This window comes from Chitinophaga sp. Ak27, from assembly GCF_012726295.1.
Classification (GTDB): domain Bacteria; phylum Bacteroidota; class Bacteroidia; order Chitinophagales; family Chitinophagaceae; genus Chitinophaga.
The window spans coordinates 445,816-466,846 of record NZ_JABAOB010000004.1 but is presented as its reverse complement, the minus strand read 5'-3'; the positions used below and the strand labels follow the sequence as shown (position 1 = coordinate 466,846).

Genomic DNA, 21,031 nt, shown 5'->3' with positions numbered 1-21,031 from the left:
GTAGGTTGAAATACTTTAATTCATTTATTGTAACAGCGCTTCGTTTTGTTCTATGGCTCTTATAAAGCGGTCTACTGTTTTCTCGAGTGAATCCGTGCTACGGCCGCCGGATGCGTTAAAATGCCCTCCCCCGTCAAAATATTTCCGGGCGAAGGTATTTACATCGAAATCACCTTTAGACCGGAAAGACAACTTCACTTCTGAGTGGCGATCGATGATTAATGCCGCCATTTTGATTCCCTGTATCGACAACAGGAAGTTAACCAGGCCTTCCGTATCTCCGGTTTGCAGGTCAAACCTTTTCAAGTCTGTATAAGGAATGGCCAGCATGGCGGTATTATACTCATAAAATACCTCCATACGGTTCAAGAGGCTATGCCCGAGGAACCGGAGGCGGTTTTCCAGGAAGTTATCATAGATCGCCTGGTGAATGACTTCGTGGCGCAGGCCTCTTTCCATGAGGTCGGCTACCATGCGGTGAACGGCCGCTGTGGTAGACGCAAAACGAAAGGAGCCGGTATCCGTAACGGTACCCGCATAAATGCATTGCGCAATTTCGAGGTTAATATACTGCTCATCTCCCAATTTATATATAGTTTCATAAACTAACTGGGCGGTGGAGCTGGCTTTTGTATCGCTTACACCATAGTCAAAACTGGGTTGAGGCTCCAGGTGATGGTCAATGAGGATCTTGATACAATCTAATTTTTCGAGATGAGGCGCCAGGTTTTTGGTGCGGTACAACGCATTAAAATCCAGGCAAAACAGCAGATCAATCCCTTCCAGTGCCTGTATAGCCCTGTCTGTGGAGGATTCAAAATCAATAACGGTATCTGCACCTGGCATCCATTTCAGGAAATCCGGAAAGTTAGTGGGTGAGATTACAGTTACCTGGTGTCCTTTCTGTAACAGGTAGTGGTACATCGCCAATGAAGATCCCATGGCATCGGCATCTGGTTTCTGATGCATTGTTACGACCACTTTCTTAGGGCTCTCCAGCAAAGGCTTAATTTCCTCGATCGGCTTCATTAAAAAACTGTAATGTTAAGAGTTGATTTCCAATCACAACAAGTGGTTGAAACAGAAAACGAAGTGCGAAGTTCTTTATTTGAGCCAGAATTTCAAAATTTTTTACCACTAAAGAAAATGTAATTACTTTTGCGGCCTAATCTGTAATTCGGAATTAAACATTATATGAGCAACAGAACATTTACTATGATCAAGCCTGATGCAGTAGCAAACGGGCACATTGGCGGCATTTTAAACATGATTAACGCTGCAGGTTTCCGCATCGTAGCCATGAAAATGACGCAGTTATCTACTGCAAAAGCAGGTGAGTTTTATGCAGTACATAAAGAAAGACCTTTTTACGGTGAACTGGTAGAATTCATGAGCAGCGGCCATATCGTAGCAGCTATCCTGGAAAAAGACAACGCCGTAGAAGATTTTCGTAAACTGATCGGTGCCACCAACCCAGCTAATGCTGAGGAAGGTACCATCCGTAAAAAATATGCTGAGTCTATTGGCCGTAACGCCGTTCACGGTTCTGACTCTGACGAAAACGCTGTGATCGAAGGCAACTTCTTCTTCAGCGGGCTCGAAAAATTCTAATACTGTCACTTACTTCAGTGCAAAAAGCCGGTTTTGATAACCGGCTTTTTTATTGCCACTATCAGCCGACTTTATTTAATTCAATAAATTGATTTTTAAATATTTACACTAAATATATAAACTGTCACTTTAAACACTAGACCCAAACTGACAAAACGTCGCAATCGCATGGTTTTTAATAGAAATATGATAGCAAAAAAGGTGCTTAAAACTCCTGTTTTGTCTATAAAAAGAGGCAAAATTATATCTTTTCAAATAGATGATTTTCAATAATATAACAACGCTTTCATCAGGTGATACTTTAAATAAAATCCTTCTCTCCTACTTTTCACACCATTTTCCTCCTTTTTTAGCGCTTTTTCGGATAGTCATCACCGTTGTTTTATAAAAAGCATTTAACTTGCTTTCATGTGGGAATCGTTCCGAAAATTATTTAAAGGCTACCTGCGCTTGGAGCGATCGATGTCGGATCATTCAGTAGAAGCCTACCTCCGTGATGTAGAAAAACTGGAGCAATACCTGATGGTCAACGCTAAAGAAAAGTTCCGGCCCCAGGATGTTACACTCGAAGATTTGCAAGGCTGTATTCAATGGATTGCCCAACTGGGTATGACCGCCACCTCCCAGGCCAGGACCATTTCCGGCCTGAAGGCTTTTTACAAATTCCTGCTGCTGGAAGACATGGCCCAGGAAGATCCTACCCAGCTACTGGAAGCGCCCAAGGTATTGCGTAAGCTGCCCGATGTGCTTACCTTCGAGGAAATTGAAAAGATCATTTCCCAGATATCGCTGGATACCGCTGAAGGCCATCGTAATAAAGCCATCCTGGAAACCATGTACAGCTGTGGACTCCGGGTGAGTGAAGTGATTAATTTGCAGATTACCCAACTGCACTTCGATGTGGGGTTTATCAGGGTGATCGGGAAAGGCAATAAGGAACGTATGGTGCCTATCGGGAAAGATGCCGTGCAGCAAATAGATATTTACCGGAGAAATGTACGCGTGATGCTCCCGGTTAAATATGGAGAAGAAGATACGTTGTTTCTTAACCGCCGGGGCGGCGCCCTGAGCCGGGTAATGATTTTCCTGGTGATCAAGGAGCTGGCACAAAAGGCAGGTATCCAGAAGAATGTATCTCCTCATACCTTCCGGCATTCCTTTGCTACCCACCTGGTAGAAGGCGGGGCAGACCTCCGGGCCGTGCAGGAAATGCTGGGACATGAAAGTATTACCACCACTGAAATCTATACTCACCTCGACCGGGAATACCTCCGGGATACCTTGCTGCGTTTCCATCCCAGGTTTTAACCTATTATAAAAAGTAACAGCTACCTGCGAAAGGTAGCTGTTCTATTTTGCCATTTGCAATAAGGGGGAATTTACAAACACCAGATGTTCAAACATCCAGACAACTTTTACAGTAAGCTATATTGGGTTATCAAACGGAATTTATCACTCTTGCTTTTTCGTGTACCCTTAAGGGTAATTATATCTGAGAACCAGTTACCTATCTGGTCGGAAGCTCGTTTTACTTTTGAAGATTTATAAATAAGATTGATGTTACTGCAAGGGGCGATATCTCTTCGTTCCCGGCTTAGTCCCATCCGCTCATCTTCTGCCCATAGCAAGTGGTTATTGCGATATACTTTGAAATATACATCCGGTCCCAGGTTTTTACGACCGGGAATAATGGCTTGCGGACGTCCGGTACCTACCTGGTCCCTGGAGAAGTGCAAAAAGTACCGGCCTGAATCGTCGGTATGGGCAATTCCCAGTAAGCGTCCGGAGAGCGCGTTGTAGGCTTCCACTTTCAGGTGGGGTTGTCCCGGTGCACTGAAGTAGGGCTTTACCACCCCGGTAATAAGCCAGGCGCCGGCGCTGGAATAAATGTTCTGCCAGAGCGTCGCTGGTATTACATAGGCATAGGCGCCTACATAACCGGTACTGTTTCTTTTCCAGGGCAGCACCAGCCGGCTGAGGTGGTAGTTGCGGGGATGACGGTTACCATTTTTTCCTGGCAACTGATCCAGGCAGAGGTCCAGTTCCAATGCTTCCGTAAACAGGTGTACTTCGTTCCAGGACAGGCTAAAGCCACCTTTTTCGTCAAGGGTGGTTTCGGCCAGGAGCCTGTCGGCTTTCATCAGCACTTCCCGTGCCGACAAAGGCTGCATATCATTAAAGATGCCATTTGGCTGCGGGGTTACCGGGGCGTGTGCCGCCGGCAAATAAACCCGGATGCGTGCATTAGCCAATGGCTCAATACAATCATTACAAATAAGTGCAGAGATGTTTCCGATTAATAGGTAACTCATAATTTTATTTTTTTAAGAAAACAAAAGGGGTTAACGAGCATGACCTGATGAACTGTTTCTGCATATACTAATCAAACAAACAAGGTAGAAAGGCCCAAATACACGAAGGTATTTTTCTAAATACAACTGATACTTAAGCGGTTGATGTTGCAAAGATTGTGAAGTTTATCAGAGCAGTCAAGCGTTGAACAACTGAAAAAAAGGATTACGTATAAGTACGCAGCTCCTGATAAAAACCCTGCAACAGCCTGCTGCGGGTATGCAGTCACTGATCTTGATAAAACGTGCCGGGTATTCCCCTCCCCGAGGCAGGTGAACGGAATCAGGTATTTGCCATTGGAATACTCCTTCAAGCCTCCGGAAGGCATACGTATAAGTACGCAATCTATGGAGATGGCTACTGATTTTTCCATCTCCTTAAACATACCAAAACACCTACCCACAAAGCATTTGAGAACAATACGCAAGATAAAATGGTTCACGTAGCTGTGTAATTCCCCCGTTGATTATGTAAGAAATTATGATATTTTTACCGCAAACTAAAACTTCCCCTATATGAGCAACCTACCTAACAGACCCATTCCGTCAGACGCGGGCGGGTTCATTTCTTTAGAAGAAATGTTGGAGTTAACAAAAAATCATGATGACGATCACGCGAATCAGAAATCTTTCGACAGTCATGTAAAGGCAATGTGCTTTGGTAAAGACAAGGTGCTGGAATTGCTGGATCAGCCAGGTGCTGTTGCGCTGAGAATTTATTACGGTATCAAGTTAAATGGCGATAGTCAACGGGAAAGGAAAATGATCCTGGTAGCCGTTGACGAAAATGGTAACGATATTCTCCCTAAATCTGCTGCAGAAATGGCGGCTGCCCAGGCATCCGGCATTGTTGCCAAGGATACGCCTCCTGTCATCCTGGATCAGGGTGTACCATGCCCACAATATTGTTCCGGTACAAAACCTTAACTATAAAGGAATCTCGTGGATAAATTATTCTGGTACAGTTATTACGCCATGACGGGGATCGAATTACTAATTTTGATCCCCTTCATCCTAAACTATAAACTGTTTGACCGCCCTTCCCTCTGGATATTTTATTATATCGTTAGTAGTATTGTTTTCGCTGTAGGTTCAGATGTCATTGGATATTTGTTCCATAATAATATGTGGTTCTTCAATTTCATGAACCTTGTTCAGTTTGTTATTATTTCCCTGGTTTACCTTAGTTGCATTAAAAGCAGGGTGATTAAACGGGTGATCCTGTTTATGCCCATCGTTGTTGCCCTTGTTTTTGGCCTCGACATCTTTGTTATTGAAGGATTCTATCATTACAACTCTATCTCTGCCGGCATCAAATCGATTGTCATTCTCATATACGGGGTTATATTTTTCTGGCAGATGTTAAACGACAAAGAACTGATAGAAAAATCGATCTACATTGATGCGCTGCCTTCCTTCTGGTACAATTCAGGCATTTTTCTCTTTTATTGTACAGTATTCCTGTTTAACATCAGTTATAATGTACTGCAACAGGTGTTCAGGCCCGATCCCAGGGGAAAAGTGATTTCTGGGATTCTGACCATCAATAATTTCGTTGGCATAGTTTCTATGATTCTGCTGTATATTGGGCTCTCAAAACTTAAAAAATTGAGATATGCAGACAGTTGATATTATTGTAATTGGAACTACAGTAATGTTAATGCTGGGTGTTATTGTGATCATTTTAGTGATGTTACAGCAGAAGCAGGTGATACAGCACAAGCTGTTGATCCGTGACAAAGACCTGCAACTCCAGCGGGAACGTCTTGTAGCTGTTTTACAGGGCCAGGAACAGGAAAGGAAGCGCATTGCAGAAGATCTGCATGACGAAGTAGGCGCACAACTGTCGGTGTTAAAATTAAATATTGGTGGCCTGCAGGCCCTGCTAAAGACAGGTAACGGCGAAACTGACCGGCTCAAAGAAACCAAAGACTTTACAGATACTATTATACAGCAACTGCGATTCATATCTCAAAGCCTCCACCCCCAGGCACTGGAAAACCTTGGTTTAGCCCATGCACTAGATTCTTTCTGCAACCTGATGAATAAAAATAAACAGGTAAAGATCAGTTTTACTGCCGCCGGCAGCGGACAAACGGTAGACAGGGAAAAAGCACTGAACGTATACCGCGTAATACAGGAACTGATTAACAACATTCTGAAACACGCCGCCGCCACTGAAATAAAAATCAGTTACCAAACCACCCCGTCCCTGCTTACGATAGATGTGGCAGACAATGGTAATGGCGCGCTCCTCACTACGTTGGGGGATGCCCGTAAGAAAACAGGTAGCCTGGGCCTTAAAAATATTGAGAGCCGCCTCAATATTATCGGCGGAAATATTACCTTCACAGCCGGAACACCACAAGGTACAATTGCGTCGATTAGTGTAGAGAATTACCAGTCATCCTCACAGAATAGTTGATACTTATCTTGTTTTATTACTAAATTGCCATCCGGTTGTGTTAAACCCGCATAATAGCATGACTAATAGTAATTTATTCACAATAAAATAATAGCAAATCTTCTAACTGTCCACCTATGGCACACATAAAAGTGGCCATTGCGGATGATCACAAAATCTTCCGCAGTGGAGTCATCAACACACTGATTCCTTACGAAAATATCCGCTTTATTTTCGAGGCGGATGATGGACTGCATCTGTTGCAGACCATGGAAACACAACAGCCGGACGTTATACTGATGGACCTGAAAATGCCCAATATGGATGGCATTGAAGCCACCATTAAGGTAAAGGAAAAATACCCCGATGTAAAGATCATCATACTCACTATGTATGAAGATGACAACTTTATTGTCCATCTGGTAGAAAACGGCGCCAATGCCTACTTATTGAAAAATGCCGAACCTGAAGAGATCTACGAAGCCATCTGTACTACTTTCGAAAAAGGATTTTACTTCAATGAAAATGTGAACCTGGCCCTGCTGAAAAAGGTATTACATAAAAATAAACAGCAATTTAAACCGACACTTAAAAACGAAATACAACTCAACGACCGGGAACAGGAAGTACTGAAGCTGATTTGCAATGAATTAACTACCCAGGAAATTTCTGAACAGATTTTCCTGAGCCCCCGCACCGTTGAAGGTATCCGCCAGAAGTTACTGGAAAAGATCAACGTTAAAAATAGCGTAGGACTGGTACTGTACGCATTCCGTAACGGCATCATCGAATAGTATTTAAATACCCACCTAAATATGAGAACTATCAGAACCTTCGCCGCTACAGCCGGTGCTATGCTTTTGCTGTATGCGGGCACTACCCTCGCCCAAGGCATTAAGATGCCTGCGCCAAGTCCTACTCAGACCATCAAACAGGACTTTGCCTTATCTAATATAGAGCTGAGCTACTCCCGCCCGCAGAAGAATGGCCGCGTAATCATGGGCGACCTGGTACCTTACGACAAAGTATGGAGAACCGGCGCCAATAGCGCTACCACCATTACTTTTGGAGAAGATGTAACTTTCGGCGGTGTGCCGGTTAAAGCTGGCAAATATGGTTTACTATCTATCCCGGGCGCCAAATCCTGGACAGTAATCCTGACCAGCAGCCTGGACGTTACCAGCCCTGCGGCTTACAAGCCTGAAAATGATATCGCCCGCGTGAAAGTATCACCCGTTTCCATGCCTTTTTCACAGGAAAACTTTACCATCGAGTTTGAAAACGTACGTTCCAATAGTGTTATCCTCGCGCTTAGCTGGGATAAAACCAAAGTACCGGTAGTCATTAAAGCTGACATTGATGGTAAAATAACGGGGCAGATCGAAGAAGCCATGAAGGGTGACAAGAAGCCTTATTTCCAGGCAGCAGTGTACTACTTCGAAACCGGTAAAGACCTTAACAAGGCGGTAGAATGGATTGATGCAGCCGCTGCTCAGAGCCCTGAAGCATTCTGGGTGTGGTACCAAAAAGCACGCATCAACGCCAAAGCTAAAAATATAGCAGTAGCGAAAGAAGCTGCACAGAAGTCTATCGAACTGGCGACCACCGCTAAAAACGATGACTATGTAACGCTGAATAAGAAGTTACTGGCCACGCTGAAATAAGCGGAAAGCGGAAAGCAGCAAGCTTAAAGCAAAAAGCTATTGTGGAGAAGACTTTAGCGAATATTGACATTCGCTTTCATCGTCCTTCACAATAGCTTTTTGCTTAATGCTTTCTACTTTATTCTTTCTGCTCAAAAAACCGGTGAAATACCCAGGCCAATAACAACACCAGCAAACAGCCAATAGCATTGAGCCACAGGAAGGATACTGCGCCGGTCCAATACACTACCAGTACCGCAATTTCAGAAATGATGGCCGCCCAGAAGGTGGCTGTCCCTCCTACCTTCTTCAGGTAAAAGGCTACCAGGAAAATACCCAGGATAACCCCGTAAAACCACGATCCCAGTACGTTTACTACCTCAATGAGACTACCCAGGCTACCGGCAAACTGCGCCACCACAATACAAAATACGCCCCAGATCAATGTCCAGAGCCGGGAAACCAGGAGATAATGAACAGGAGAAGCATTGGCATTGTACAGGCGTTGATATACATCCACCACCGTAGTGGAGGCAAGCGAATTCAATGCGGCTGCAATACTCCCCCAGGCTGCCAGGAAAATAATGGCAATCAATAAGCCGACCAAGCCTTTGGGCAAACTATTTACCACGAAATGCAGGAAAATATAATTGGTATCACTGGTGTCGGCAGTAGGATCTGATGCTTTAATCAGCGACAGGGCCTCCGTTCTGATGGCTGCCGACCTGACATCCGTTTGCTGCAATTCTTTTTTAGCGATATCAGCTTGCGCATTATTGCCCGCTTCCAGGGCGGCGGCGAGCTGCTTTACCTGCTGCTGTTTTATCTTACCTAACTCCGTATATTGATCTTCTAATTTCAGTAACGCAGGGCCCTGTTCTGTTTTATGCGCCCTTGCCAGCTGGGCTTCATTGAAGAAAATAGGCGCCCTGAAATACAGGTAAAATACAAATACCATGGCTCCGATCAATAAGATCAGGAATTGCATGGGTACTTTCACCAGGCCGTTCATCAGCAGGCCCATGCGGCTTTCCTTCTCCGATTTGGCCGTCAGGTAACGGCCTACCTGCGACTGGTCTGTTCCAAAATAAGATAGCGCCAGGAAAAAGCCACCGATGACACCACTCCAGATGTTGTATTTGTCTTTCCAGTCGAACTTCGTTACAATCACATTCAGCTTATCCATTTTACCAGATACCTGTAAAGCCTGTTTAAATCCTATATCCGGAGGCAATAAATGCACTACCATCCAGCCGGCGAGAAACATACCTCCGAAAATGATGATGAGCTGAAACGTTTGTGTGTAGGCTACTGCCCGGGTACCGCCTACTACCGTGTAGATAATGAGTAGTCCCCCCATGATCATATTGGTCCAGTAAAGATTCCATCCCAGCAGGGACGACAATATAATAGACGGTGCGCAGATACTGATACCGGTAGAGAGTCCTCGTTGGATCAGAAACAACATCGAAGCCAATGTACGCGTTTTAAGATCAAATCGCTGCTCCAGGTATTCGTAGGCCGTATATACTTTAAGTTTATGAAAAATGGGGACAAAAGTGATACAAAGTACTACCATGGCCAATGGCAGGCCGAAGTAATACTGAACGAAACGCATTCCGTCTGTATAAGCCTGTCCTGGTGCTGAAATAAAGGTGATGGCGCTGGCCTGAGTGCCGATAATAGATAACAGGATAATATACCAGGGCATAGATTTGTTGTCCAGAAAATAGCTTTCCAGGTTTCGCTGGCCGCGGCTTTTCCAGACACCGTACAGAATAATGGTGGTAAGCGTACCAACAAGTACAATCCAATCTAAAGGGCTCATGAAAATGTTTTGGTGAATAAGTAGAAGAGTACGATCAGCAACAGCAACCAAGCTATCACCAATGCGTACCAATACCCCCATGTTGGGAATAAAGGTGGTTTCTCTTCGGGCTGTTGATCCAACGCCATATTAATCGTTTGAATTACTTTTACTCCACATACTTCCTGATAAGAGGCCCAGCGCAATTCCTATAAGCAATCCTACCTGCACGCGCTTGATACTGAATCCTATCAGCAACCCCAGTATAATACAAAAGCCGGCGGCTATTCTTAGCCGGGGGCGGTTCTGTTCGTGTTTCTTACTCATTTTCGTTCAATCCCTATTTAACAGAAATCAGGTTTACAAACAGGCGATACGCGCCAGGCACGCCTGCCGGCAGCTGCCGGAAAAATGACAACCCTGTATAAACATAAGCTCCTTTACCATAATGCGCTACCAGCGTAGAACCATCCAGTGGTGATTCTCCCTGGTCATGCATCGTAAAGAGTTTATCATAGGCTTTGTCTGCATTGGTAGTATAGTATAATCCCCGCTCCTGCACCCAGCCGTTAAAATCAGCCGCTGTAATCTCATTAGGATAATGGAATACCGGATCTTTTGGATTGATGAAATGCACCGCTGCGTTTTCATCGGTTACCCGGTCGCGGGAAAGGTTGAACGGATAAGGCCCGAGGTTATTAGTCACCAGCGGGCTGTTTACATTATACTGTACAATCAGTTTACCACCGTTGTTCACATATTCCATCAGCCTTGGCTGCCAATACTTCATACGTGCGTTTACGTTATAGGCACGTACCCCGGCGATGATGGCATCGTATTGTTGCAGGTTACCGCTCATAATGTCCTTTTCGGTCAGCTCCGTCACATCATAGCCTACCTGGCGCAGTGAAGCTGCCACCATATCTCCGGCTCCCGGAATATATCCCAGGCGGTTGCCATTGTGTTTCAGGTTTACAGATACCAGCCTGGCTGCAGCCGGCGGAAATAAGGTAATGAGTGGAATATGATCGTAGCGGATCTGCTGCAGGCTCTGCGTATATTCTTTCCCGTTAGTTTGCATCACTACTGTAAAAGTATCCGCATGGTTGTCGGTAATATTTTTTTCCGGGTGGATATTAAAACGTACTTCTACCTCGTCCCCTTTCTGGGCCAGGTTAAAAGGCAGACTGCTTTCGGTGGCAACAAAGCCGGCAGGCAACTGCAATTTCACGGTTCCCTGTACCTGGTCGGCCATGGCTTTAATTTTTACCGGTACGGGTTGCGGTTTGGTATCTGTAAAAATATATACCTGGCTGTTCAGGTCTGCGACTACTGGTGGGGCAATTACCAGCGGCTGATATATTTCCCCTTTTACCGGGTCCGTATATTTATATTGCAAGGGGCGGGTAATGTTGAATTCCTGACCACCAATGCGGAACCGGATCTTGGCTTGCAGGGGTGGAATATTTTCCGGGTTACCCACCAGTAAAGGATCATTTATAACGTACATGCCTACCCGATGTGCTGCTGCCAGCCAATAGGGTTGTGACTCAGGGGTGTTGGCGGGTACTGCCAGGGTTTGTGAAATGCTGGTAAACTTATTATAGCCCAGTTCCTGTTGACCTGCGGCGTTGGGCTTTCCCGGGAGGTCGATCTGCTCCAGGGTTACCTTAATGTTTCCACGATTGATCAACTGAACAGTGGCTTCCATATTCGTTCCGGGCACTACTGTAGGAGCAGTACTATAAGCTTCTGCCCAGAGACCGGCGCAAGCATAGATGAGCTGCTCTGTTTCCGCGAGTTTCAGGTTACGCCAGTAGCCGTCGGGTAAAGCCTGAATGGCGCTGCGTATTTCCAGCAAAGCCGGCACAGAAGCAGACGGGTCATCCATATTATACGCGGCGAGTGCGGCATCTACCAGGTGTCCTACTTTGTCGCCACCTGCCACCCTTGACCAGCTGGTGTTTACGTCGTCGAGTAAATCTTTTTTGGGTGTACCGCCTTTGATGGTCAGGAAATATTCCAGTGAGCTACCCCTGGAAGCTGGTACCCCGAAGCCCTGACTTTTGTGCTGGGAGCGACTTTCTGCGGCTATCTCTCCAAATCCTTTACCCAGTAAAGGATTAAACGCGCCTACATCTATTTTAAACTGATCATCGGCGGTCGTATTGATGCTGCCAAAGCTAAAGGTATTCCACAGGATGCGTTTCGCCTGCCAGGGCTTTACGAGCTTCAGCTGTTCAGGGTATCGTTTGGGATCAGCAGCGGCGGTAAACGCTTCTGCTGCCAGCATGGCGGAGGCGGTATGGTGCCCATGCCCGGCGCGACTATCCGCTGGAAAACGACAGATGATCACGTCTGGTTGAAATTTGCGGATCATGTATACCACATCTCCTAAAATCTTTTCACGATCCCAGATGGTAAATGTTTCCTGTGGATTTTTAGAGAATCCGAAGTCCTGGGCGCGGGTGAAGAACTGTTCTGCCCCATCTATGCGGCGGGCGGCCAGTAGTTCCTGCGTACGAATTAATCCAAGCAATTCGGATTGTTCATTGCCTACGAGGTTTTGTCCGCCGTCACCACGGGTGAGCGACAGGTACCCGGTTCTGTATAGCTTTTCCTTGGCCAGGTAGCCCAACAGGCGGGTGTTTTCGTCGTCCGGATGGGCGGCAACATACAATACGCTTCCCAGCGTATCGAGTTTTTTCAATTGCAGTCTGATATCAGCAGCATTCCATGCGGGAGATGGTTGTGCCATAGCGGGTAAACCGATAGCTGCTAATAAAATGATAACCAAAGCGGTATAACGTCTTATAAACATTTGGCGATACGTGAATTTACAGATTGTCAAAAGTAATAATTAATTAGTGGGAGTTGAAGAGAAATTGGTTGAATGGCGGAATAGGGCTATAAAAACAAAAATCCCCCCGCTTTCGGCGAGGGGACTTCTTTTCTTCATAAGCAAATAACCAACCAGCTTGTAAGCAAAAACCAATTATTAACAAAGGCGGTTTAGATTTAATTGTATCCTTCGTTCTGCTGGTTGCGTATGTTGGGGTTAGCATCCAGTTCTCTTTGTGGGATGGGCAGTATCACTTTGGTACTGGGCCAGGCCACTGGTATCGTTTTATCACCCGCCAGGTATTTGGTGAATGAATGTTTTGTTCTATTTAAGTCGAAGAGGCGGTGTCCTTCAAACGCCAGTTCTTTTCGTCTTTCCAGCAGGATTGCTTCCAGCAATGCCGGGCCGGTGGCAGTTACGGGCGGGGCGGCAGGATCTGCGCGCCGCACCACGATGTTCAGATCAGCCAGTGCTTCCATTGTTCTTCCAAGGTGGGCTAATGCTTCCGCGCGAATCAGGTATAATTCCGCCAGCCGCATTACCTTCATACTTTCGGAGAAAGTCGTTACATCACTGTATTTCGTAATGATGTTGGCAGGGTTCTCTCCTCCATTACCCGCGCGTTTACCTTTCCTTAGAAAATTGCGTCGTACATCGGTGCTGGTATAGATGTTATATATGTCATTTGTTGCCAGCACATCTCCATAACCTTCCTGGCTGAAGATGTAAGCCAATCCATCAGTTCCCTGGTTATCCACCGGGGTATTGATGACTTCAAAGATCGTTTCACCGTTGCCGGTATTCTTAAAATCACTCACCAGTTTATCGGTGGCCAACAGCTGGTATTTATGGGCGTTGATGACATCGCTGGCATAAGCCACCGCTCCTGCCCAATCTTCTTTATACAATAATACCCTTGACAGTAATGCCTTGGCGGCATACACATTCAGGTGTCCGGATGAAAAGGCCGTGCTCCCGCTTTCTTCGAATCGGCGGATGGCGGTGTTGAAGTCGCTGATTACCTGTGTATAGGTATCCCTGATATTGCTGCGGGAAGGCGACTGTACCGAATCTATATTCGTAACCGTTACAATGGGTATTCCCATATTTGTACCGGTGGGTGTGTAATTATAAGGCTGTGCGTATAGGCGCGCGATATCAAAAAACACCAGGCCTCTTACGCCGTAAGCCTCTGCCACCATTGTTCTGGCGGAAACCGTGTCTGTTGCGGAGGGCAACAGGGTTATTGACGGGCCTTTCATGATCACCATATTGGCATTGGCTACCACGCTGTATAACTTATTCCAGGTATCGGTAATCGATACGTCGTTGGCAGTAACAATATACTGGTCGTGGTTACGATAGCGGTTAGAGTTGATCACGCTGATAAATGCATTGTCGGCCCTCAAATCGGGCAGCAATGGCATTGTACGGCCGTAGTAGTTAGCATCCTGCAGGAGGGAGTACATACCGCTGACGGCGGCTTGTAATCCAGGCAGGTCTCTGATAGTTTTGCCGGTTTCGGCAGACTGGTCTGGCTTCAACTCAAGGAAGTCCCTGCTGCAGGCTCCCAGCAGGCCTGCCATTGTGATGATGATGCTGAATACGTATCTCTTTTGCATGGCTTCCTTAAAAATTTACATCCATACCTACCAAAAATGTTTTAAATACAGGCGGTCGTTGATCATAGTCCCCTGTTACTGGTACTTCCGGGTCCATCGTCAGCCGTTTATCTTTTACGTATGTCCATAAGTTGTTGCCGCGCACATATATTTTTACTTCCCCGATATTGGCTTTTTTCAGCCAGGTAGCGGGGAGTGCATAGGCCAGCATTATATCTCTCAGGCGGATAAAGCTGCCATCGTACAGGAACCTGGAAGAGAGTTGATTGCTCAGGCCTGACTGGGTATTACCGAATACCACTTTCGGCACGCTGGTGATATCACCGGGACGTTGCCAGCGGTTTTCGTAAGTGAGTCGCGACATTTTTGCGCTGCTGCCAAATCCGCCGCTGCCATCCGATTCTGTGAAGGCGCCCCAGTTGTCGTATACCTTGTTGCCCCAGTTAAAGAAGAACTGAAAGTTCAGTTCAAATCCTTTATACCTGAAATAGTTGGTAATACCGCCATAAAACTTAGGGAGCGCACTGCCCTGGTTAAAACGTTGCGCTTCGCCGTAAACTTTAGTGGTAGTAGTTTTCGTGGCATCTTTATACCAAAGGGCTTCTCCTGTTTGCGGGTCAGCGCCGGCAAATCCGGCGAGGTAGAACTGGTAAAAATCGGTGCCCAGCTCTCGCCTGTAGATCAGGCTGGTGATAGGATTGTCCAGTTTGGTAATCGTATTTGTCAGCGTAGAGAAATTAGCATCTGTACGCCATGAGAAATCATTTTCATTGGCGGCAATGATATTGCGGGAGGAAAGGGATATTTCTATGCCCTTATTTTTCATCTCTCCGTTATTTCTGAAAATGGTGGTAATACCATTTGCCGATGATACCGGGACATTCAGCAGTAACCGGGAGGTGGTTCTATTATAGTATTCCACTGTACCTGACAGCCTGTTGTTCAATACCGCAAAATCGAGTCCCACGTTAAACGGCTTGTTCTGTTCCCAAGTGAGGAAAGGATTGGGGTATTGTGTCAGCACATACCCCGGCTTTCCATCATAATCATTTCCCGGACTGTATAGCGACAATGAGGCATAATTATCAATAGCCTGGTTTCCGTTGCTGCCGTAGCTAGCTCTTAATTTCAATTCATTGATGCCGGTTACCTGCTGGAGGAATGGTTCGCGGTAGATATTCCAGGCGGTTCCTACCGACCAGAAGGCGGCACTTCTTTTCCGGCTGCCAAATCGGGAAGAGGCGTCTCTCCTGATGGAAGCCGTGAGATAATATTTTTGTTTGTAGTCATAACTGTTATTCAAAAACAGTCCGGTTAATGAGTTGGCGCTGGATACCGAGGTTACTGATTCGGGCTTGGAAGCATCTGCCAACAGTTGCAGGTTGGGCAGCAGGTTAGATGCCTGTGTAGTATTGCCGCTGTTGGTTGTTTTTTGCGCTTCGTATCCTATAAAAGTGTTGATACCATGATATCCCCAGCGCTGATTAAAACGCAGGATATTTGTAGATACCCAGTTGTTCCAGAGATTGTTGTTGACCGATATCCAACCATTCGTATTTCTTCCGTCGCCAAAGCCGGGTGATAAGAACAGGTTGCTGCGGGCATAGTTCAGATCGAGGCTGATTTTGGTTTCGAAGGAAAGGTAGTTGGTAAAAGCATATTTAGCGGCAGCTCCTCCGAGGAGGCCGTAGGTAGTACCGGTGCGGCTGTTGCCGTTGAGTATTGCTACCGGATTAAAGGTATTGTTATAGCTGAAGTCATAGCTACCGTCGTTGTTGTAAACCTTCAGCCAGGGCTGTAGGCGCACGAGTGCGCGCACCGGGTTGGCCATGAGCCCCACATCTCCTACTGCGTTGGCGCGCTGGTAGGCCAGGGAGAGATTTACGTCGAATGATAGGCGATTGGTGGCCTGATTGCTCAAGTTGATCCTGCCGGTCATGCGTTTATAATCTACTCCTTTGAGGGCGGATTTAGAGTCGTACAAGCCGCCGGACACATAAAACTTAGTTTTATTACTTCCGCCGGCGGCAGATAAATTAGCCTGTGTATAGTTACCATGGCGGGTGAGGACATCGATCCAGTTGGTATTTACTGTGGTATCGACTCCCCTGGCGCGGAGTTCCTGTTGAAATCCGGTTTCGCCGGTACCGTCTGCCTTGTTGGCCCATCCTTCGCGTAGCAGCTCCATCATTTCTTTAGTGCTGAGCGGGTAGTTAGCGCGGGGGATGGTGAGCTGGTTGCTTCCGGTTTGTACCGACGCATTCAGCCGGGTACGGCCCTGAGTGCCGGTTTTGGTCGTAATAAGGATTACGCCATTGGCGGCCCTGGAGCCATAGATCGAGGCAGCGGCGGCGTCCTTTAAAACGGAAATCGAGGCGATATCAGCGCTGTTGATGCCCGCGAGGGTGTTTACGTTATAATCTGTGAGATTGTCGGTCACCACGGGTACGCCGTCCACCACATATAGCGGGGAGCTACCGGCGGTGATTGAACCGATGCCACGGATATAAACGCTGGGTACTGAGCCGGGTTGACCCGAGCCGTTGGTAGATTGTAAACCGGGTACATTGCCTTGTAAGCTTTCCTGGAAGCTGCTACGGGGCGCCTTATCATACAAAGCGGCGTTGACCATAGTAGCTGATCCTGTCAAAGAACTTCTTGTTTGCACGCCATAGGCAACCACCACCACTTCATTCAATCCCCTGGCATCGTCTTTCAGTGTAATGTTAAAGTGGGCGGTATTATTGACCGGCACTTTCTGCTCTTCATAACCGATGAAAGAGCAGATTAATACTGATGTGGGTGGCGCTTCCATCTGGAACTGTCCTTTTTCACCGGAGGTTGTTCCTTTATTGGCGCCTGCAATCCGAATACTCACACCGGGCAATGGATGTCCGTAAACATCTGTGACTACTCCACTGATACTAAGTCCGGTACTGGCTTTCTCTTCCGGCGCAATAGCAACCAGGTTAGCAGAAAGTTGCTTAAAAGTCAGGCCAGTGTTCTTCAGTATCTTCCGCAGCACATCTTCTGTTGAAGCATTCTCCATGTCCACTGATACCTTGCTGTTGGCTGGAAGCTGATCGTTGCGATATACAAAGCGGTATCCGCTTTTCTTTTCAATCAGCTTCAGCAACCGGGTCAATGGCAATGAATCTGCTTTTATGGAAATACGCCGGTCTTGCTGACCGTAAGCATTTCCTGCTATTTGCAAACAGGTAATAAGAATAATAAAGGACACCAGTTTCATTATCAATACAACTTTTCCCAATGTTTTTATACGCAAAAGGATTGCATAATGTATGAATTTTTTCCATACATTTAGGTTGTAAAAGGTCATAAAACTACGACAGCACTACATTGCCAAGTGAAGCTAACTGCCGTTTGATCTCAACAAGGGGGTAAATGTTAGCAGCATTTACCCTTTTTATATGAGCGGTATCGATTTCTGTTTTCTTCCAACCCCTATTGGGTAATAAATATCTCGTTGCCGGTGATCCGGAAACGGAATGATGTTGTAACCTTCAGCGCTTCCAGTACTTCCGGAAACGATTCATTTTTAAATGTGGCTGTAAAACGGTATTGTTTGAGTTTTTCTCCGTTGAGGTGTATTTTAATACCATACCAACGTTCCATTTTACGCGCAATATCTTCAAAGCTGTCATTGTCAAATACCAGGTAATTATTATACCAGGCGGTTTCTGCTACGAGGCTATCCTGCTGGTTATAGTGGATATTTTCTACCCGGTAGCCATCTACCTGTCCTGCAGGTTTGGATGACGCGAATTCGTTGTTGTGTTGTAAAACGATTTTCTGATTGGGCAACAACCTGATGGTGCGTTCTACTCCGTCATTGAGTGTCACTTCCACGGCCCCCGTAATCAGCGTAGCTTCGGTGGTTTCATCCTGCGTATAGGCTTTCACGTTAAAGGATGTTCCCAATACCTGGATGTTCATTTTGGCGGTATGAATGGAGAAGGGTTTCGCTGCATTTTTTGCTACATCAAAAAAGGCTTCTCCTTCCAGTGTTACCTCCCGGCTATCCAGGTTGTTCATGTCAGGATGATAGGTTAAACGGCTGCCGCCATTGAGCCAAACTTCTGTCCCGTCGGGCAATTGTGCCCGAGAGCGCGAGCCATCTCTTGTGAAGATGGCTGCGACACTGGCTTTGTTCCCCTTTAAAGGGGTATTTCTCATAAGCAGATATACGCAATAAGATCCCAGCATCAATACCAGTACCGATAGTACCGCGATGAGCTTACGGATGTTCCGGCCTGTTCTTTTCACAGGTAGTTCTTCCACAGGGAATTCCGCCTCCATTCTCAACAGGTGCTTTTCCAGGGCACTTTCTGTTTTCTGTTCCCAGGCATTGTCGTTCCCTGCCGGAGGCCAGTTACTTAATACCGACAGCTTGTATCTCATATCGGGGTCTTTCTGCAGCAGCTCTTCCAGCTCACGCAGCTCCCCCATCGTGGCTTCGCCCGATACCTTCCTTCCCATCAAAAGCCATATTCTTTCCTGTTCCATGTGTATGATACAAAAGCATGATTATATAGAAGGACAAGTAAATATTCCCAATCTACTACTCCGACTAAAAAAAAATTTAAAATTATTTTGTCCTGGTAAAAGAGAGGTTGATTACCTCGCTGATTTTTTTGAGGGCCTGGGCCATATGAACGTCAATGGTATTGACAGAAATATCGAGGATTTGGGCTACCTCTTTATATTTCAGGCCATCTTCCCGAATGAGCTTAAAGATCATTTTCCGTTTTGGGGGCAGGGCATTAACGGCCGCCTCGATCCTTTTCACCATTTCTCCGGAGATGAAGATCTGTTCCGGGGTAGCATAACTTACCGTAAAATCGACCGCCAGTTCATCCAGGCTGAAGTGCTGGGTGCGCGCCGCCTTATTGAGGTAATTCAGGGCTATATTTTTGGCGGATACATAAAGATATACTCTGAGATTATGGACCTGTAGCAACCGTTCCCGGTGTTTCCATACATTCACAAAAACATCAGACGCTATTTCCTCGGCGGATTCCCAGGATTTGACGATAGAATAGGCAAACTGGCTCAATGGTTTATAAAACAACCTGAATAATGCCTTGTATGCCTGCTCATCTCCCAGTGATGCCACCCGTTCCGCCAGTAACTGTATATTAGCGTCTTCCCTCAATGCAATGTTTTTTGGTTGAAAAGTGAATCCCTAAAGATAATACAGATTAATTTTTAATTTAACATTGGATTATATCTTTTTTTATATAATACATTATATTACTAATATATCTCTTTCTTTTCCGCTATTTCTTAAACATGAAATATACGGCGCCAATAAGGAAAACGAACGACACCAGGTAATTCCAGCGAAGCGGCTCTTTCAGGAAAGTGACGGCGAAGATGCTGAACACAGTGAGCGTAATGACTTCCTGGATGGTTTTGAGCTGAAACCCGCTGAATCCTTCCTGAGCGCCATAGCGGTTGGCCGGCACCATAAAGCAGTACTCAAAGAAGGCGATGCCCCAACTGATAAGGATTACTTTCCAGAGGGCTACATCCTGGTGTTTAAGATGCCCGTACCAGGCAAAAGTCATAAAGGTATTAGAAACGGTGAGTAGAAGGATGGTGCGCATGCGCTGTAATTAGATTTTTAAAACTGGACGCAAGTTACGATCTATTCATGAAAAAGCCGACGGGCGATAGACCCGGTCGGCTCGTCATAAAAAAAACAGGCAGCATCTTTTATGGTTCTTCTGCTGAGAAACAAAAAAGAGGGACCGGTTAAGGTCCCCCTGCATCAAGCCAAAATGGGGCTTCCATTGTGGATGATCTTGTGTTGTTGGTTGCTATTTCATTATAAGAAAACTACTATTGTTCCAGCTTAATCTCGCCCAGGTCGGTAGCTTTACCTTCTTCTACCTTCACATCTTTTAATACGGCATTTTTGTAAGGGCTTTTACCGAAAATGGTAATGGTATATGTACCGGCTTTAGCAGCAGGGATGGTGAATGCACCCTGGGAAACGGCGCCTTTCAGTTTATCTGCACCATTTACGGCTTCTACTTCAGCAGCACCATCTGCGGGGCTGATTTTACCGGTGATAGAACCGCCTTCTACAGCTACGCTTTTCAGGGAATCAGTAGTTTGCAGCGAGTCCATACGTTGTAAAGAATCCCTGCCGGTCAGTGAATCCAGGCGCTGTAAAGAGTCTACACCAGTCAGTGAATCCAGACGCTGTAAAGAGTCCACACCGGTCAGTGAATCCAGGCGCTGTAAAGAATCTACACCGGTCAGCGAATCCAGGCGCTGTAAAGAGTCTATCCCGGTGAGTGAGTCCAGACGTTGTAACGAGTCTATCCCGGTGAGTGAATCCAGACGCAGACTTTGTAATGAGTCCACTCCATACACTTTCATCGAATCTAAGCGAACAAGGGAGTCTACACTACGCAGAGAATCTACCCCAGCAATTGAATCCACCATTGTGGCGGTGCTGTCTGCAGACTTCACTGCGGTGGCGCCGGCATTTTTAAATGCGGACATTCCTACGACCATTGTTGCTAAAGCGAGCATTCCTACAATTGATTTTTTCATGGCTTCAATATTTACATGGTTAATATTTAATAAGACTTTTATCCGTGCTATGATGAAAGTGCATGATTTTTGTTATATGCCCTCATCGTTGGCTGCCGTATAACAACAATACATTCGACAATGGCGATACCATTAGTCAAAGAAATGTTAAAGTGAAAAAAAG

18 protein-coding genes are annotated in these 21,031 nt (G+C 46.0%); 7 read left to right on the top strand and 11 right to left on the bottom strand.

Annotated features, from left to right (window positions below):
- Nucleotides 1–24 precede the first annotated feature (24 nt).
- Nucleotides 25–1,029, bottom strand: coding sequence for a DHH family phosphoesterase (locus tag HGH90_RS16705; protein WP_169191587.1), 1,005 nt, complete (start codon nt 1,027–1,029; stop codon nt 25–27).
- 165 nt (nt 1,030–1,194) lie between these two features.
- On the opposite strand from HGH90_RS16705, the gene HGH90_RS16700 reads away from it, so the two are divergent.
- Complete coding sequence (locus HGH90_RS16700) at nt 1,195–1,611, top strand: nucleoside-diphosphate kinase (protein ID WP_145666522.1); 417 nt, start codon at nt 1,195–1,197, stop codon at nt 1,609–1,611.
- A gap of 408 nt (nt 1,612–2,019) precedes the next feature.
- On the top strand, nt 2,020–2,919 hold the full coding sequence (xerD, locus tag HGH90_RS16695; protein ID WP_169191586.1) for a site-specific tyrosine recombinase XerD: 900 nt from the start codon (nt 2,020–2,022) through the stop codon (nt 2,917–2,919).
- A gap of 107 nt (nt 2,920–3,026) precedes the next feature.
- Here xerD and HGH90_RS16690 read toward each other — a convergent pair whose 3' ends face one another.
- Nucleotides 3,027–3,923, bottom strand: coding sequence for a hypothetical protein (locus HGH90_RS16690; protein WP_169191585.1), 897 nt, complete (start codon nt 3,921–3,923; stop codon nt 3,027–3,029).
- Between the two features lie 555 nt (nt 3,924–4,478).
- Between HGH90_RS16690 and HGH90_RS16685 the strand changes: the two genes are divergently transcribed.
- From HGH90_RS16685 to HGH90_RS16665, 5 genes are all read left to right on the top strand, one after another.
- Nucleotides 4,479–4,889, top strand: a complete 411-nt coding sequence (locus tag HGH90_RS16685; protein WP_168737000.1) for a hypothetical protein — start codon at nt 4,479–4,481, stop codon at nt 4,887–4,889.
- Between the two features lie 15 nt (nt 4,890–4,904).
- Nucleotides 4,905–5,591, top strand: coding sequence for a hypothetical protein (locus HGH90_RS16680; protein WP_168763133.1), 687 nt, complete (start codon nt 4,905–4,907; stop codon nt 5,589–5,591).
- Complete coding sequence (locus HGH90_RS16675) at nt 5,578–6,387, top strand: sensor histidine kinase (RefSeq protein WP_168763132.1); 810 nt, start codon at nt 5,578–5,580, stop codon at nt 6,385–6,387. The genes HGH90_RS16680 and HGH90_RS16675 overlap by 14 nt, the downstream gene beginning before the upstream one ends.
- Nucleotides 6,388–6,503: 116 nt before the next feature.
- Complete coding sequence (locus HGH90_RS16670) at nt 6,504–7,160, top strand: response regulator transcription factor (RefSeq protein ID WP_168763131.1); 657 nt, start codon at nt 6,504–6,506, stop codon at nt 7,158–7,160.
- 21 nt (nt 7,161–7,181) lie between these two features.
- Complete coding sequence (locus tag HGH90_RS16665; protein ID WP_169191584.1) at nt 7,182–8,030, top strand: DUF2911 domain-containing protein; 849 nt, start codon at nt 7,182–7,184, stop codon at nt 8,028–8,030.
- A gap of 118 nt (nt 8,031–8,148) precedes the next feature.
- Here the strand turns inward: HGH90_RS16665 and HGH90_RS16660 are convergent, their stop codons facing one another.
- The 9 genes from HGH90_RS16660 to HGH90_RS16620 all read right to left on the bottom strand — a co-directional run bounded on the left by HGH90_RS16660 (nt 8,149) and on the right by HGH90_RS16620 (nt 20,868).
- Entirely contained in the window at nt 8,149–9,837 is a 1,689-nt protein-coding gene (locus HGH90_RS16660) for a sodium:solute symporter (protein ID WP_169191583.1), read from the bottom strand.
- Between the two features lie 129 nt (nt 9,838–9,966).
- Nucleotides 9,967–10,143, bottom strand: coding sequence for a hypothetical protein (locus HGH90_RS16655; protein ID WP_168763128.1), 177 nt, complete (start codon nt 10,141–10,143; stop codon nt 9,967–9,969).
- 13 nt (nt 10,144–10,156) lie between these two features.
- On the bottom strand, nt 10,157–12,637 hold the full coding sequence (locus HGH90_RS16650) for a PIG-L family deacetylase (RefSeq protein WP_169191582.1): 2,481 nt from the start codon (nt 12,635–12,637) through the stop codon (nt 10,157–10,159).
- A 197-nt stretch (nt 12,638–12,834) separates the two neighbouring features.
- Nucleotides 12,835–14,280 carry a RagB/SusD family nutrient uptake outer membrane protein gene (locus HGH90_RS16645; RefSeq protein WP_169191581.1) on the bottom strand — a complete coding sequence of 482 codons (1,446 nt, stop codon included), beginning with the start codon at nt 14,278–14,280 and terminating at the stop codon, nt 12,835–12,837.
- A gap of 7 nt (nt 14,281–14,287) precedes the next feature.
- Nucleotides 14,288–17,530 (bottom strand): SusC/RagA family TonB-linked outer membrane protein, encoded by a 3,243-nt coding sequence (locus HGH90_RS16640; RefSeq protein ID WP_169191580.1) that lies wholly within the window; start codon nt 17,528–17,530, stop codon nt 14,288–14,290.
- A 215-nt stretch (nt 17,531–17,745) separates the two neighbouring features.
- On the bottom strand, nt 17,746–18,780 hold the full coding sequence (locus tag HGH90_RS16635; RefSeq protein ID WP_168763124.1) for a FecR family protein: 1,035 nt from the start codon (nt 18,778–18,780) through the stop codon (nt 17,746–17,748).
- A 109-nt stretch (nt 18,781–18,889) separates the two neighbouring features.
- A complete protein-coding gene (locus HGH90_RS16630; RefSeq protein WP_211172651.1) occupies nt 18,890–19,456 on the bottom strand; it encodes an RNA polymerase sigma-70 factor in 567 nt (188 codons plus the stop codon).
- A gap of 124 nt (nt 19,457–19,580) precedes the next feature.
- On the bottom strand, nt 19,581–19,910 hold the full coding sequence (locus HGH90_RS16625) for a DMT family protein (RefSeq protein ID WP_145666563.1): 330 nt from the start codon (nt 19,908–19,910) through the stop codon (nt 19,581–19,583).
- 235 nt (nt 19,911–20,145) lie between these two features.
- Nucleotides 20,146–20,868: a hypothetical protein gene (locus HGH90_RS16620; RefSeq protein ID WP_169191579.1), complete on the bottom strand. Its 723-nt coding sequence runs from the start codon at nt 20,866–20,868 to the stop codon at nt 20,146–20,148.
- Nucleotides 20,869–21,031: the final 163 nt, after the last annotated feature.

Excerpts from the sequence above, each read along its gene's own strand:
- HGH90_RS16640 (WP_169191580.1), bottom strand. The coding sequence starts at position 17,530 with ATGAAACTGGTGTCCTTTATTATTCTTATTACCTGTTTGCAAATAGCA.
- HGH90_RS16620 (WP_169191579.1), bottom strand. The coding sequence starts at position 20,868 with ATGAAAAAATCAATTGTAGGAATGCTCGCTTTAGCAACAATGGTCGTA.
- HGH90_RS16675 (WP_168763132.1), top strand. The coding sequence starts at position 5,578 with ATGCAGACAGTTGATATTATTGTAATTGGAACTACAGTAATGTTAATG.
- HGH90_RS16670 (WP_168763131.1), top strand. The coding sequence starts at position 6,504 with ATGGCACACATAAAAGTGGCCATTGCGGATGATCACAAAATCTTCCGC.
- HGH90_RS16690 (WP_169191585.1), bottom strand. The coding sequence starts at position 3,923 with ATGAGTTACCTATTAATCGGAAACATCTCTGCACTTATTTGTAATGAT.
- HGH90_RS16705 (WP_169191587.1), bottom strand. The coding sequence starts at position 1,029 with ATGAAGCCGATCGAGGAAATTAAGCCTTTGCTGGAGAGCCCTAAGAAA.
- HGH90_RS16685 (WP_168737000.1), top strand. The coding sequence starts at position 4,479 with ATGAGCAACCTACCTAACAGACCCATTCCGTCAGACGCGGGCGGGTTC.
- HGH90_RS16665 (WP_169191584.1), top strand. The coding sequence starts at position 7,182 with ATGAGAACTATCAGAACCTTCGCCGCTACAGCCGGTGCTATGCTTTTG.
- HGH90_RS16650 (WP_169191582.1), bottom strand. The coding sequence starts at position 12,637 with ATGTTTATAAGACGTTATACCGCTTTGGTTATCATTTTATTAGCAGCT.
- xerD (WP_169191586.1), top strand. The coding sequence starts at position 2,020 with ATGTGGGAATCGTTCCGAAAATTATTTAAAGGCTACCTGCGCTTGGAG.
- HGH90_RS16635 (WP_168763124.1), bottom strand. The coding sequence starts at position 18,780 with ATGGGAAGGAAGGTATCGGGCGAAGCCACGATGGGGGAGCTGCGTGAG.
- HGH90_RS16655 (WP_168763128.1), bottom strand. The coding sequence starts at position 10,143 with ATGAGTAAGAAACACGAACAGAACCGCCCCCGGCTAAGAATAGCCGCC.
- HGH90_RS16660 (WP_169191583.1), bottom strand. The coding sequence starts at position 9,837 with ATGAGCCCTTTAGATTGGATTGTACTTGTTGGTACGCTTACCACCATT.
- HGH90_RS16645 (WP_169191581.1), bottom strand. The coding sequence starts at position 14,280 with ATGCAAAAGAGATACGTATTCAGCATCATCATCACAATGGCAGGCCTG.
- HGH90_RS16625 (WP_145666563.1), bottom strand. The coding sequence starts at position 19,910 with ATGCGCACCATCCTTCTACTCACCGTTTCTAATACCTTTATGACTTTT.
- HGH90_RS16700 (WP_145666522.1), top strand. The coding sequence starts at position 1,195 with ATGAGCAACAGAACATTTACTATGATCAAGCCTGATGCAGTAGCAAAC.